The 13,734-nt window shown below is 66.6% G+C and carries 14 protein-coding genes; 4 read left to right on the top strand and 10 right to left on the bottom strand.

Going from position 1 to position 13,734, the window contains the following annotated elements:
* The first annotated feature begins 37 nt into the window (after positions 1-37).
* Positions 38-331, top strand: coding sequence for a DUF4148 domain-containing protein (locus IB243_RS02285; RefSeq protein ID WP_192424698.1), 294 nt, complete (start codon positions 38-40; stop codon positions 329-331).
* 125 nt (positions 332-456) lie between these two features.
* On the opposite strand, the gene IB243_RS02280 is transcribed toward IB243_RS02285, so the two are convergent.
* Together IB243_RS02280 and IB243_RS02275 are read right to left on the bottom strand one after the other, a co-directional pair.
* The gene (locus IB243_RS02280) at positions 457-1,095 is read right to left on the bottom strand and encodes a 3-oxoacid CoA-transferase subunit B (protein WP_192424696.1); all 639 of its coding nucleotides are present in this window, start codon (positions 1,093-1,095) and stop codon (positions 457-459) included.
* 2 nt (positions 1,096-1,097) lie between these two features.
* Positions 1,098-1,805, bottom strand: a complete 708-nt coding sequence (locus IB243_RS02275; RefSeq protein WP_010465436.1) for a CoA transferase subunit A — start codon at positions 1,803-1,805, stop codon at positions 1,098-1,100.
* 76 nt (positions 1,806-1,881) lie between these two features.
* On the opposite strand from IB243_RS02275, the gene IB243_RS02270 reads away from it, so the two are divergent.
* Positions 1,882-2,427 (top strand): PAS and helix-turn-helix domain-containing protein, encoded by a 546-nt coding sequence (locus IB243_RS02270; protein ID WP_010465438.1) that lies wholly within the window; start codon positions 1,882-1,884, stop codon positions 2,425-2,427.
* 15 nt (positions 2,428-2,442) lie between these two features.
* On the opposite strand, the gene IB243_RS02265 is transcribed toward IB243_RS02270, so the two are convergent.
* From IB243_RS02265 to IB243_RS02255, 3 genes are all read right to left on the bottom strand, one after another.
* On the bottom strand, positions 2,443-2,835 hold the full coding sequence (locus tag IB243_RS02265; RefSeq protein ID WP_192424694.1) for a carboxymuconolactone decarboxylase family protein: 393 nt from the start codon (positions 2,833-2,835) through the stop codon (positions 2,443-2,445).
* 124 nt (positions 2,836-2,959) lie between these two features.
* On the bottom strand, positions 2,960-5,164 hold the full coding sequence (gene katG, locus IB243_RS02260; RefSeq protein ID WP_192424692.1) for a catalase/peroxidase HPI: 2,205 nt from the start codon (positions 5,162-5,164) through the stop codon (positions 2,960-2,962).
* A 93-nt stretch (positions 5,165-5,257) separates the two neighbouring features.
* Positions 5,258-6,199, bottom strand: a complete 942-nt coding sequence (locus tag IB243_RS02255; RefSeq protein WP_192424690.1) for a LysR family transcriptional regulator — start codon at positions 6,197-6,199, stop codon at positions 5,258-5,260.
* 135 nt (positions 6,200-6,334) lie between these two features.
* Between IB243_RS02255 and IB243_RS02250 the strand changes: the two genes are divergently transcribed.
* Entirely contained in the window at positions 6,335-7,459 is a 1,125-nt protein-coding gene (locus IB243_RS02250; protein WP_192424688.1) for an NADH:flavin oxidoreductase/NADH oxidase, read from the top strand.
* Between the two features lie 61 nt (positions 7,460-7,520).
* Here IB243_RS02250 and IB243_RS02245 read toward each other — a convergent pair whose 3' ends face one another.
* The 5 genes from IB243_RS02245 to IB243_RS02225 all read right to left on the bottom strand — a co-directional run bounded on the left by IB243_RS02245 (position 7,521) and on the right by IB243_RS02225 (position 12,605).
* A complete protein-coding gene (locus tag IB243_RS02245; RefSeq protein ID WP_192424686.1) occupies positions 7,521-8,444 on the bottom strand; it encodes an SMP-30/gluconolactonase/LRE family protein in 924 nt (307 codons plus the stop codon).
* A 125-nt stretch (positions 8,445-8,569) separates the two neighbouring features.
* Positions 8,570-9,526: a tripartite tricarboxylate transporter substrate binding protein gene (locus IB243_RS02240; protein WP_192424684.1), complete on the bottom strand. Its 957-nt coding sequence runs from the start codon at positions 9,524-9,526 to the stop codon at positions 8,570-8,572.
* A gap of 137 nt (positions 9,527-9,663) precedes the next feature.
* On the bottom strand, positions 9,664-10,608 hold the full coding sequence (locus IB243_RS02235; RefSeq protein WP_192424682.1) for an NAD(P)-dependent oxidoreductase: 945 nt from the start codon (positions 10,606-10,608) through the stop codon (positions 9,664-9,666).
* Positions 10,605-11,291 carry an RraA family protein gene (locus tag IB243_RS02230; protein ID WP_192424680.1) on the bottom strand — a complete coding sequence of 229 codons (687 nt, stop codon included), beginning with the start codon at positions 11,289-11,291 and terminating at the stop codon, positions 10,605-10,607. The genes IB243_RS02235 and IB243_RS02230 overlap by 4 nt, the downstream gene beginning before the upstream one ends.
* Before the next feature lie 306 nt (positions 11,292-11,597).
* The gene (locus IB243_RS02225; protein WP_192424678.1) at positions 11,598-12,605 is read right to left on the bottom strand and encodes a tripartite tricarboxylate transporter substrate binding protein; all 1,008 of its coding nucleotides are present in this window, start codon (positions 12,603-12,605) and stop codon (positions 11,598-11,600) included.
* Between the two features lie 134 nt (positions 12,606-12,739).
* Here IB243_RS02225 and IB243_RS02220 point away from each other — a divergent pair, with 134 nt between their 5' ends.
* Entirely contained in the window at positions 12,740-13,579 is an 840-nt protein-coding gene (locus IB243_RS02220) for an IclR family transcriptional regulator (protein ID WP_225584667.1), read from the top strand.
* The last annotated feature ends 155 nt before the right edge of the window (positions 13,580-13,734 follow it).

Here is a 13,734-nt window from a genome sequence, read left to right as displayed (position 1 = left end):
CACCAAGCCCCCTACCCCATTTGATCGGAGAATCACCATGAACAACACCGCACGTTTCCTGTCCATTGCCGCCGTTGCCGCTTTCGCCTCCTTTGGTGCCTATGCCGATGAAGCCGACAACTCACAGTTCGCCCTGAAGTTCGAGACCAACCGCACCCGCGCTGAAGTGGCTGCCGAAGCCGCTGTGGAGGCCCGCACACACAGCATGGAGCCTGCCGGCTCCCGCGTAGCGACCTACCTGTCGAAGGCCGACCGCGCCGCCGTGCGCGCCGCTGCGGCCGAAGCCGTGCGCACTGGCCAGATCCCTTCGGGCGAGATCGGCGTTCTGTAATCCACGCAAGGCAACGCTGCAGACCGCACTGCAGCCTCCATGCAAAAGGCCGGAGCCCCTCACGGTGCCCCGGCCTTTTTTGTATTGTTCGCCGCGCGCCCGTGAAGGGCGCGGCAGCACACCGATCACTGCAGCACGGTCACGCCGGTCTTGGCCTGCAGCGATTCGAAGCTCACGCCGGGTGCCAGCTCCACGAGCCTGAGGCCTTCGGGCGTCACGTCCAGCACGGCCAGGTCGGTGATGATGCGGTCCACCACGCCCACGCCTGTGAGGGGCAGCGTGCACTGGGGCAGGATCTTCATGTCTTCCGTGCCGTCTTTCTTCTTCGCAACATGCTCCATGAGCACGATTACGCGCTTGACGCCTGCCACCAAGTCCATCGCGCCGCCCATGCCCTTGACCATCTTGCCGGGGATCATCCAGTTGGCCAGGTCGCCCTTTTCGCTGACCTGCATCGCACCAAGGATCGACAGGTTGATCTTGCCGCCACGGATCATGGCAAACGACTGGTCGCTGCCAAAGATCGACGAGCCCTTGATCGTGGTAACGGTCTGCTTGCCAGCGTTGATGAGATCCGGGTCCACCCTGTCTTCGGTGGGGAACGGGCCGATGCCCAGCATGCCGTTCTCGGACTGCAGCCACACTTCCTTGCCACCGGTGAAATTGGCCACCAGCGTGGGGATGCCGATGCCCAGGTTCACATAGAAACCGTCTTCGAGTTCTTGCGCCGCGCGGGCGGCCATCTGGTCTTGGGTCCACGGCATGTTCAGGCTCCTGCTTTCTCAGTGATCGTGCGTTTTTCGATGCGCTTTTCGGGGTTGGCATTGAGCACGATGCGGTGCACATAAATGCCGGGCAGATGGACGTCGTCTGGGGCAAGTTCGCCAACTTCCACAATGCGCTCCACTTCCACAATGCAGACCTTGCCGGCAGTGGCCGCCGCAGGGTTGAAGTTGCGCGCGGTGAGGTTGAAACGCAGGTTGCCGGACTTGTCGGCCACATCGGCCTTGATGAGCGAGACCTCGGGCACCAGCGAGCGCTCCATCACATAGGTTTCGCCGTCAAATTCGCGCAGTTCCTTGCCATCGGCCACGATGGTGCCTACACCCGTCTTGGTAAAGAAAGCCGGGATGCCAGCGCCGCCAGCGCGCAGCTTCTCGGCCAGCGTGCCCTGGGGCGTGAACTCCAACTCCAGTTCGCCCGCCAGGTACTGGCGCTCGAACTCCTTGTTCTCGCCCACATAGGACGAAATCATCTTTTTGATTTGTCGAGTCTCCAGCAGCTTGCCCAGGCCGAAGCCATCCACACCTGCGTTGTTGGAGATCACGGTGAGGTTCTTGGCGCCGGAGTCGCGCAAAGCGTCGATCAGCGCTTCTGGAATGCCACACAAACCGAAGCCACCCACGGCCATGAGTTGGCCGTCTGCAACCACGCCCTTCAAGGCTTCGGCTGCGGAGGGGAATAACTTGTTCACCACGATCTCCTTGTGAATTTGGATGCGCTACGATACTACGTACCCGATTAAGTAGTATTCCGTAAAGACTTGCACTATGGACGTTGATTACCGACTCGCTTTTGACATGGCCCCCGTGGGCCTGGTGCTGTCACGCAATCGCACCATGGTCGATTGCAACCGCCAGGTCTGCGAGATGTTCGGCGCCTCGCGCGAGGTGCTCATTGGCCAGTCGTTCCAGGTACTCTACCCAAGCGCCGACGAATACGAACGCCTGGGCGCACACATGGAACCCATCCTGAACGCCAAGGGCCACTACGCCGACAACCGCATCATGAAACGTGCCAACGGGGAGGTGTTCTGGTGCCATGTTTCAGGCCGTGCGCTCAATCGCGACGCTCCCCATGAATCGGGCATCTGGAGCTTTGAAGACCTCAGTTCGCAGCGCCCCGTCAAGGCCGAGCTGACGGGCCGCGAGCGCGAGGTGGCCGCACGCTTGCTGGAGGGCTTGACCTCCAAGGAAATCGGCCGGGCGCTGGAGATCAGCCACCGCACGGTGGAGATCTACCGTGCCCGCCTCATGCGCAAGTACAACGCGTCCACCGCAGCGGACCTGGTGCACAAACTGCTCGCGGGGGGCTGAAGGCGGCGACTGGGTTCAGCCCTTCTTGGGCCCGTCGATCACCTCAGCCGCTGTACGGAACGCCTCCACGGCCGTGGGCAAGCCACAGTAGATGCTGGCGTGCAGCAGCACTTCCTGGATTTCTTGCGCGGTGGCGCCGTTGTTGAGTGCGCCGCGCACATGGCCCTTGAGCTCGTGTTGCTTGCCCAAAGCGGTCAAGAAAGCCACGGTGATCAGGCTGCGTGTCTTCAGGTCGAGCCCCGGACGCTGCCACACATCGCCCCAGGCATTGCGGGTGATGAACTCCTGAATCGGCTGGGTGAATTCCGTGGCGTTGCCAAAGGCTTTGGCCACGAAGTCCTCGCCCATGACCTGCTTGCGCGTGGCCAGGCCTTTGTCGAAGTCCTTGGTGGATGGGGGTTGCGTCATGCGGGCTCTCCAATACGGTTGGGGCCGCCATGTTAGCCGCAGCGCCTGGGCAAAAAGCACAACGCCACTTGCCGTCCCCCACGTGGGGCAGGCAAGTGGCGCGGTCAATGGCTCCGCCGTTGGCTTATGCAGCCGCGAGATCGAAACGATCAAGGTTCATGACCTTGGTCCAGACGCACACAAAGTCCTGCACGAACACCGCCTGCGCATCGCTGCTGCCATACACCTCGGCCAGGGCGCGCAGTTGCGAGTTGGAGCCGAACACCAGGTCGGCCACCGTGCCCGTCCACTTCGGGGTGCCGCCGCTGCGGTCCACGCCTTCCAGCACGCCGGGGGCCGAGGCAGACTTCTGCCACTTGGTGCGCATGTCCAGCAGGTTCACGAAGAAGTCGTTGCTCAGGGTCTGCGGGCGCTGCGTGAACACACCGTGCGCGGCGGACGACGCCACGTTCGCCCCCAGCACGCGCAGGCCGCCGACGAGCACCGTCATCTCCGGCCCGGTCAGCGTGAGCTGGTTGGCACGGTCGATCAACAACTCGGACACGGCGCCTTCCAGGCCCGGCTTCACGTAGTTGCGGAAACCATCGGCCACAGGCTCCATGACTTCGAACGATGGCACATCGGTCTGCTCTTGCGATGCATCGGTGCGGCCCGGAGTGAACGGTACCGTCACGTCCTGCCCGGCCTTCTTCGCTGCGGCTTCCACCGCGGCGCCACCGGCCAGCACAATCAGGTCGGCCAGCGAGATCTTCTTGCCGCTGCCGCTGGTCTGTTGCGCTGCATTGAACGCCTGCTGAATCGCTTCGAGCTGGCCCAGCACCTTGGCCAGTTGCGCGGGCTGGTTCACCTCCCAGTCCTTTTGCGGCGCCAGGCGGATGCGGGCACCGTTGGCACCGCCGCGCTTGTCGCCACCCCGGAAGGTGGAGGCCGAGGCCCAGGCCGTGGACACCAGCTCGGCGATCGACAAGCCCGAGGCGAGCACCTTTGCCTTGAGCGCCGCAACATCCTGCGCGTCGACCAGCGCATGGTCCACATCCGGCACCGGGTCTTGCCACACCAGCACTTCGGCCGGCACGTCCGCGCCCAGATAGCGCGAGCGCGGGCCCATGTCGCGGTGGGTCAGCTTGAACCAGGCGCGGGCAAACGCATCGGCGAACTGCTCGGGGTGCTCGAGGAAGCGGCGCGAGATCTTCTCGTAGGCCGGGTCGAAGCGCAGCGACAAATCGGTGGTCAGCATGGTGGGCAGCAGCTTCTTGGACGGGTCGTGCGCATGCGGGATGGACGCTTCGGCATTCTTGGCCGTCCACTGGTGCGCGCCGGCAGGGCTCTTGGTCAGCTCCCATTCAAAGCCGAACAGGTTCTCGAAGAAGTTGTTGCTCCACTTCGTGGGTGTGGTGGTCCAGGTGACTTCCAGGCCGCTGGTGATGGCGTCGCCACCAAAGCCGCTGCCGTGCTTGCTGATCCAGCCGAAGCCCTGATCCTCGATGCCGCCGCCTTCGGGCTCCAGGCCCACCAGGGCCGCGTCGCCTGCGCCGTGGGTCTTGCCGAAGGTGTGGCCGCCGGCGATCAGCGCCACGGTTTCTTCGTCATCCATGGCCATGCGGGCAAAGGTGTCGCGGATGTCGCGCGCTGCGGCCAGGGGGTCGGGGTTGCCGTTGGGGCCTTCGGGGTTGACGTAGATCAGGCCCATCTGCACGGCGGCCAGGGGCTTGGCCAGGTCGCGCTCGCCGCTGTAGCGCTTGTCGCCGCCGAGCCATGTGGTCTCTGCGCCCCAGTACACGTTTTCATCGGGTTCCCACACGTCGGGGCGGCCACCGGCAAAGCCGAAGGTCTTGAAGCCCATGGATTCGAGCGCGACGTTGCCGGTCAGGATCAACAGGTCGGCCCACGAGATCTTGCGGCCGTATTTTTGCTTGATGGGCCACAGCAGGCGGCGGGCCTTGTCCAGGTTGGCGTTGTCGGGCCAGCTGTTCAGGGGCGCAAAACGCTGCTGCCCTGCTCCGGCGCCACCCCGGCCATCGGCCAGGCGGTAGGTGCCGGCGCTGTGCCAGGCCATGCGCACGAACAGCGGGCCGTAGTGGCCGAAGTCGGCTGGCCACCAGTCCTGCGAGTCGGTCATCAGCGCGTGCAGGTCGGCCTTCACCGCGGCCAGGTCCAGGCTCTTGAACTCCTCGGCGTAGTTGAAGCCGTCGCCCATGGGGTCGACAAGGGGCGAGCTTTGGTTCAGGGGGCGCAGATTCAGCTGGTTGGGCCACCAGTCGGCGTTGCCACGGCCCTTGGGCGCGGCGGCCTGGGTGTGATCGAAGGGGCACTTTGCGTCTGTCGTCATGGGTCACTCCTTGTTATGGCTGATGAACGGCTCCGATCCTAAGAAATGCGCACCCCATTGAAAAGACAATCATCTTCATCAAGGCGATAGTTTTTATTGAAAACTGGCGAACTTCAGCGGAGCTTCAGGCACCCCGCAACCACAGGTATCGAACAGCACGGAGCGCACCCAGCGATGCCCCGCGGAGCGGTGGGTACGTTCGTGCCAGGCGGCAGTTTTCACGAATCCCGGTATGGCCACCGGCGGCTCCATGACGACCAGCCCCGGCGCATCGGCCACCACCCGTTGCGGCACAACCGCGATCAGGTCGCTGGTGCGCAGAATCTGCGGCAGCACCAGAAAGCTGGTGATCGACAGCGCCACCCGGCGTGACCGGCCCAGGCGTGCCAGCGCCTCGTCCGTCACGCCGCAGAAGCTGCCGCCGGTGTACGAGATGAGTGCATGGTCCAGCGCACAGAAACGGTCGAGCGACAGCACACCAGCCTGGGCATCCGGATGCCCTTCGCGCATCACGCAGACATAGCGCTCGTCGAACAGGTGGCGGGCGTACAGGTCGGGCGCCGTGTTCTCCGGGCTGATCAGGGCCAGCTCGATGTCGCCGCGCTCCAGCCGCTCGTACATCGGCAAGTGCTGGGCGGGCACCACGGCCACACGCACGCCGGGCGCATGCCGCCGAAGCCGGGCCAGGAACGGCACGACCACCACCTGCAGCGCATAGTCGGTGGAAGCGAGGTGGAGGGTCATCTGCGCCGTTGCCGGGTCGAACGCCCGCGGCTGCAGCAAGGATTCGATCCCGCCCAGCAACTCCTTGACGGGCGCGGCCAGCTCCTGCGCCCGCAAGGTGGGCGTGATGCCGCGCTGCGTGCGCACGAACAGCGGGTCATCAAAACTCTCGCGCAGCCGGGTCAGCATGCCGCTCACCGCCGGCTGGGTCAGGGACAGGCGCTGCGCGGCGCGGGTCACGCTGCGTTCGTCCAGCAGCGCATCCAGGGCCTTGAGCAGATTGAGGTCCATGGATCTGATATCTATTTTCATGATTTCAAAAATAAGAAATATCGATTTGGTTTATGGCTGGATCGTACCCACCATCCTCACCGTGCGTGGCCACTGCGTCCTTTGGCCCTCCCTTCTTCACTCCCTTTTTCCATCGCCTACAAGAAAGAAAGCTGCATGTCTGCCCTGTTCACCCCGTTCCAACTTAAGAGCGTTACCCTGCGCAACCGCATCGCCATCCCGCCGATGTGCCAGTACAGCGCCACCGACGGCCTGACCAATGAATGGCACCAGGCGCACTACGCCGGCCTCGCACGCGGCGGCGCCGGCCTGGTCATCGTGGAAGCCACCGGCGTGTCGCCCGAAGGCCGCATCACCCCGGCCTGCACCGGCCTGTGGAACGACCAGCAGGTCGAAGGCCTGGCCCGCATCGCCGCCAACATCAAGGCCGCCGGCGCCGTGCCCGGCATTCAGATCGGCCACGCCGGCCGCAAGGCCAGCGCCCAGCGCCCGTGGGAAGGCGACGACCACATTCCCGAAGGCGATCCGCGTGCCTGGCAGCCCATCGCCCCGTCCGCCATTGCCTATGGCGGCGACCTGCCCCGCGTGCCCAAGGCCATGACACTGGAAGACATTGCCCGGGTGCAGGCCGACTTCGTCGCCGCCGCCCGCCGCGCGCTGGCCGCCGGCTTCGAATGGCTGGAACTGCACTTTGCCCACGGCTACCTGGCGCAAAGCTTCTTCTCGCCCCACAGCAACCAGCGCACCGACCAGTACGGCGGCAGCTTCGACAACCGCGCGCGCTTTTTGCTGGAAACCGTGGAGGCCGTGCGCAAGGTCTGGCCCGCACACCTGCCGCTCACGGCCCGCTTCGGCGTGATCGAATACGACGGCCGCGACGAGGAGACCGTGGCCGAATCCATCGAGCTGGTGCGCCAGATGCGCGAGCGCGGCCTGGACATGGTCAACGTGAGCGCGAATTTCGTGATCGCCGAGACCCAGATCCCCTGGGCCACGCCGGCATTCCTGGCCCCGGTGGCCCAGCGTGTGCGCCAGGAGGCCGGTCTGCCCGTGGCTTCGTCCTGGGGCATCGATGATCCTCAGGTCGCCGAGCGCTCAGTGGCCGACGGCCAGATGGACCTGGTGATGATCGGCCGCGCCCACCTGTCGAACCCGCACTACACCTACCATCTGGCGCAGGTGCTGGGCGAGCCCAAGCCCGAATGGACCACGCTGCCCGCGCCGTATGCCCACTGGCTCTCGCGCTACCGGGGCGCGGCCAAGGTCGCTGCAGTGCAATAGCCCGCAAAGACGGCGCGTACCCCTCCCTACCGCCGTCCCGGCCGCCCTGTGCCGCCGCCCCTCAGCGCGCGGCCAGGCGGTGTAGCGGCAGACCCGGCGCATCCAGCTGCGCGCGCAGCACCTGGCCGTGGGTCGAGTTGGTGACGTAGACCGTGCGGCCACCCTCGCCGCCAAAGGCGAGGTTGGTGGTCGACGCCCCCGCCGGTCCGCGCAGCACCAACTCGGGTTCGGCCCGGTGGTTGAGCACCCAGACATGGCCCAGGCCCGGGTTGGCCACCAGCAACCGGCCCTGCGCATCCACGGCCAGCCCATCGGGGCCGCTGGGCCCGTAGGACGTGAAGAACTGCCCCACCTTGGCCACGCTGCCGTCGGGCAGCAGCGGCACCCGCCACACGCAGTTGCCGCGCGTGGCGGCCAGGTACAGCACGCGCCCGTCGGGCGACAGGGCCACGCCGTTGGGGCTGGGCACATTGGCCAGCAGCAGGTCGAGCTGGCCGTTCGGGCGCAGGCGGTACAGGCGGCCGCTAGGGTCGTGCAGGCCGCTCTGGCCCTGGTCGGTGAAATACAGGTTGCCGTCGGCGTCGAAGATCAAATCGTTCACGCCCTTGAAGCGCTCGCTGTTGCGGCGCTCCAGGTGCGGCGTGACGGTGCCGGTGGCCACATCCAGGCGCATGAGGCCGTTCTTGTAGTCGGTGATCAGCAACGTGCCGGCGTCCATGAACTTCATGCCGTTGGGCTCGCCGTCGTACTCGGCCACCAAGCTCCAGGCGCCCTGGGGGTCTATGCGGAAGATGCGGCCCCAGGGGATGTCGGTCACGTACAGGTGGCCTGCGTCGTCGAACACCGGACCCTCCAGAAACGAATCGGTGACGGTGCCGCCGCGGTTGGCGTCGGCCCACTCGCTGCGCTCGCGGCGGCGAAAGTGGTCGGGCATGGAGGTGAACACATCCAGGTCACGGACCTGGGGTGGTTGCAGCAGAAACATGGCGGTGTCTTTCTTGTTGTTCAGGCAGGAGAGCCGAAACCATACCGCCGCGCCGGGTTGTCGACGAGGCGGCCCCCACCGCATCCATGCGGCATGGCATCGCGCAACGGCAGGACCATGGGCGATCAGTCCAGCTTGATGTTGCCCTTGCGCACCACATCGCCCCACTTGCTGTCTTCCTTCTTGAGGAAGGCAGCGAACTCGGCGGGCGTGGAGCCCACGGGCTGCGCGCCCATGTCGGCCAGGCGCTGCTTGAGCTCGTCTTCCTTCATCACCTCCTGCACCGCTTGGCGCAGCTTGGCAGCGATGGGTTCGGGCGTGCCTGCGGGCAGGAACATGCCGTTCCATTCATATGCTTCGTAGCCAGGGATCACCGTCTCGGCCACCGTGGGCACGTCGGGCAGGCGCTTGGACCGTTCGGGTGCCGACACGGCCAGCGCGCGCAGCTTGCCGCCCGACACGTGCGGGTAGGTGGCCGCCACGGTACCGAACATGAAATCCACCTGGCCGGCCATCACGTCGGTGATGGCGGGGCCGCCGCTCTTGTAGGGCACGTGCACCATGTCCAGGTTCAGCTGCTGGCGCATCAGCTCGGCCGCCAGGCGCTGCACCGTGCCGCTGCCGCCCGAGGCGAAGTTGAGCTTGCCCGGCGCCGCCTTGGCCCGGGCGACCAGGTCGTTGATGTTCATGAGCGGCGAGTCCGCCTTCACGATGAGCACGTTGGGCGCCAGCAGCACCAGCGACAGCGGCTGCAGCGCGTTGGCGGCATATGGCATCTTGGGGAACAGGTGCGGGTTGATGGAGTACGGCGTGGCGTCGTACAGCACCGTGTAGCCATCAGGGCTGGCCTTTGCCACGTAGCTCGCGCCGATGGTGCCGCTGGCGCCGGCCTTGTTGTCCACGATCACGCTGGTGCCCAGCCTGGCACCCAGGCGCGTGGCCAACACGCGGGCCACGGCGTCGGCCGCACCGCCGGGCGCATACGGCACGACGATGGTGATCGGGCGCTCGGGGAACGCGGCATGGGCCAGGCCGGCAGCCAGGGCGCAGGCGGTGATCAGGGGTTTGAGAAAACGCAACATGTCTTGTCTCCGATCCATCGTTCATGCGGGCATTCAGCCCAAATGCTATCAATAACATAGCTATAACCGCTTGATGGACAAGAGGTAGAGGCCATTTTTTATTAAAAATCTTGTTCGCCGGGCTTTCCCTGCCATGCCTACGCGGCACGCATCGCTGGCGTCTCGCGGGCCAGCACTGCCAGCAGGTTCGTGGCCGCGCCCACGCCCATGTTCACGTAGGCGTCGCTCGTCACGCCGCCGATGTGCGGGCTGAGGATGAAATTCTTCTCGCCCTGGAACGGGTGGCCGGCCACCATGGGCTCCACCGCAAAGCTGTCCAGGCCCGCCGCCATCACCTGGCCCGAGCGCACGGCTGCGAGCAGCGCGGCTTCGTCGATGAGGCCACCGCGGGCTGTGTTGACCACGATCACGCCGCGCTTGCACTGTGCGAGCGTGGCGGCGTTGAGCATGCCGCGGTTGTCGTCGGTCAGCGGGCAGTGCAGGGACACGGCATCCGCCTCGCGCCAGATGGTCTCCAGGCTCACGCTCTGCACGTAGTCGGGCAGATTCTTGGCGAACGGGTCGAAACCGATCACGCGCATGCCCAACGCATCGGCCATCTTCGCAAAGCGCAGGCCGATGGCGCCCAGGCCCACCAGGCCCACCGTGCGGCCGCCCAGCTCCAGGCTCTTGTGCGTGGCCTTGTCCCAGTGGCCGGCATGCATGCGCGCATCCAGCTGTACCACGGACTTGGCGCAGGCCAGCAGCAGCGCCAGCGCCTGCTCGGCCACGGCCGCGGCATTGGCGCCCACGGCGGCCACCACCTCGATGCCGCGCGCCTTGGCCGCCACCTTGTCGATGGTGTCGGTGCCGCTGCCGTGCTTGGAGATCACCTTGAGCGAAGGCGCCGCGTCCATCACGGCCGGGCCCACCTTGCCGTAGCGCACGATGATGGCCACCGGGTCGTGTTGCTTGGCCAGGGCGACCATGTCGTCTTCGGTCGGCGTCTTGCCGGCGTAGATGACTTCATAGCCGGTGAGCAGGCCGAGCGCCTGCTGCGCCAGGTCGGCGCCCGTGACGATGATGGTGGGGTTGGTGCTCACAGCGATTCCCCTTCCGCCAGGACACCCGCCGCACGCAGCGCTGCGGGCAGCCACTTGGAGGCCGTGTCGCCACGGGCGATGGCCTCAATGCGGGCGGCCTCGTCGGCCACCTTCTTGTCGGCCAGGGCCATCATGCCGGGGGCCTTGGCGCGCTCGATCACGACCACGCCGTCGGCATCGCCCACCACCAGGTCACCCGGGTTCACGGTCGCGCCGCCGGCAGAGATGGGGTGGTTGATGCGGCCGGGCACGTACTTGGTGGGGCCGGCAGGGTTGAAGCCCGCGCTGAACACCGGGAAGTCCAGCTCCAGGATCTCCAGCTTGTCGCGGATGGCGGCGTCCACGATCACGCCGGCCAGGCCGCGCTTCTTGCAGGCGCTGAGCATCAGCGTGCCCATGAGGGCGGCGGTCAGGTCGCCCTTGCCGTCGATCACCAGCACGTCGCCCGGCTGGGCCAGCGCAATGGCGGCGTGGATCATGAGGTTGTCGCCGGGGCGCACTTCCACGGTGAAGGCAGGGCCTGCCACCTTCATGCTCTGGTGCACCGGCGCCACGCGGCCGTGCATCGTGCCGCGGCGGCCCGCCACGTCGGCCAGGATGGCGGCCTGGAAGGTCGCGGCTTTGCTCACGACGTCGGCGCTCACGCGCTCGATGTCGCGGATGATTTCGGGGAGTTGGCTCATGGTGAATTCCTTGTAGAGAGCACGAAAAACGGTGGGGCCTGCGCGGCGGCGGCGATGAAAGCCGTGGCCACTGCGCAATGCCCACGCCGCAGCGCGACCGCGGAGGTAGTGAGGCTGCAGGCGTTGCGCCTGGAAAAATGGGCAGGTAACGCGTGGTACGCGGGTGTAGGGCGCGGGTCGTACAAACCCTGCGGCTGTCGATTTCCCCGGATTGGCATTCCACCGGAAAGCTGGGCGGGGAGCCGCAGGCAGTGCTGTACACGGCAAGGCTCCCCGAGGACTGGGTCTGTTGAGGGCAAAGCCGTATCAGTCCAGGCTGGCGCCCGAGTCCTTGACGATCTTGCCCCAGCGCGGCACTTCGGTGCGCAGCAGCTGGCCGAACTGATCGGCCGAGCCGCCCAGGATGTCGCCGCCTTCGGAGCGCAGCTTGTCAGCCACTTCGGCATGCTGCAGTGCCTGGTTGATGGCCTTGTTCAGCTGCGCCACGATGGGTGCGGGCGTGCCGGCGGGCGCCAGCATGCCGAACCAGGTCACGGCCTCGAAGCCCTTGTAGCCGGACTCGGCCAGCGTGGGCACATCCGGCAGTTGCGACGAGCGCTTGGCCGACGTGATGGCCAGCACCTTGAGCTTGCCGTTGCGCACCTGGCCCAGCAGCGTGGGCACGGAGGACATGTACAGATCGATCTGCCCGCCCACCAGGTCGGTCATGGCCTGGGCCGCGCCCTTGTAGGGGATGTGGCGCAGCTTGATGCCCGCCGCGTTCTCGGCCAGCTCGCCGGCCAGGTGGGCCACCGTGCCGTTGCCCGAGTAGCCCAGGGTGAGCGCGTCAGGCTTGCCCTTGGATGCAGCCACCACGTCGGCAAAGGTCTTGTACGGCGAATTGGCCGGCGCAGCGATCACGATGGGCGACGACGACACCAGTGCCACGGGCACCAGGTCCTTGATGGGGTCGTAGGGCAGCTTGGGGTACAGCGTGGGGTTGATCGCCAGGTTGCTGGTCTGGCCCATGACCAGCGTGTAGCCATCGGGGGCCGACTTGGCCGCGGCGTCCACGCCCAGGTTGCCGCCTGCGCCGGGGCGGTTGTCCACGATCACGTTCCACTTGTTCTGGTCCGTGAGCTTTTGCGCCACGGTGCGCGCGATCATGTCGGTGCCGCCACCGGGTGGGAACGGCACGATCAGGCGGATGGGCTTGTTCGGGTAGGCGGCCTGCGCCAGGGCTGCGCCAGCGGGTACGGCCAGGGCGGCAAGGCCCAGCACCGCGTGGCACAGGTGCGCGCCGACGGCACGCGAAAGCGATGGAAAAGCTGGCATGGATTTGTCTCCGTTTTATGGTGGTTCGTCACGCCGGTCTGCAGAACCTGCGAGGGCCCGGCGCCGTGGCCGCGACTTTACGCAGACGTTTCAACCCATACAATGGCGTTGCGCACAATGGAACGAATGGCACCATGAGCAACAGCCCCAGCAAACCCGCGCGTCCTGCAGCCCACCGAGCACCGGCGCCCAAGCCACCGGCCCCGGTGCCAGCGCCAAAGGCCGCAGAGGCCGCAGACTCCGAGCCTGCGACGGGTGTGATCGCCGTCACCCGGGCCCTGCAGGTGCTGGAGGCTTTTGCCCTGGGCGAATCCAGCCTGCCGCTGGCCGAGCTGAGCCGCCGCTGCGGCCTGCACAAGACCACGGTGCTGCGCTTGGCGCGCACGTTGGCGCAGTCGGGCTTCATGGTGCAGCGCGAGGACGGCGACTGGCGCCTGGGCCCTGCCGCGGGCTGGCTGGGCGCGCGTTACCAGGCGGGCTTTGATGTGCAGAACGTGCTGGAGCCCGCGCTGCGCGAGCTGACCCACGCCACGGGCGAAAGCGCGGCCTTCTACGTGCGCGAAGGCCAGGTGCGGACCTGCCTGGTGCGCGTGGAGGGCCCGCAGGCACTGCGCCACCACGCCCGCATGGGCGAAGGGCTGCCGCTGGACAAAGGCTCCCCGGGCCGCGTGATCCTGGCGTTCTCGGGCGAGCCCGGCAAGGCCTATGAGGACATCCGCAAGAAGGGCTACCACTGGTCCATCGGCGAACGCGAGCAAGGCGTGGCCACGGTGTCGGCGCCGGTGTTCGGCATGCACTGGCGCCTGATGGGGTCCGTGTGCATCTCGGGCCCCGCATCGCGCCTGCCCGCTGAAAAACTCGAAGCCCTGGCCCAGACCGTGATCGCCGCGGCCACGCAGCTGTCGTATGCGCTGGCGGGCAACACGGCAGCCCCTGCGCAAAGCCCGGTGCGGGCCACGCACTGGCATCCTTGAGCTCCCCCTGAGCCGCCTGGCGGCGTCTTCCCCCGGAGGGGGACGCACCCGGTGGACCGGCGAAGCCGGATCCACGGGTGCACTGGTGGGGGCGGCGCCAGTTTCATGCGCGCAGCGCAACGCGGTGCATCGCGGATACTGGCATCCACGACACA

Source organism: Acidovorax sp. ACV01, assembly GCF_014851495.1.
GTDB classification, from domain to species: domain Bacteria; phylum Pseudomonadota; class Gammaproteobacteria; order Burkholderiales; family Burkholderiaceae_C; genus Acidovorax; species Acidovorax radicis.
The sequence above is the reverse complement of the archived record's forward strand: the minus strand, read 5'-3'. Positions and strand labels throughout refer to the sequence as shown.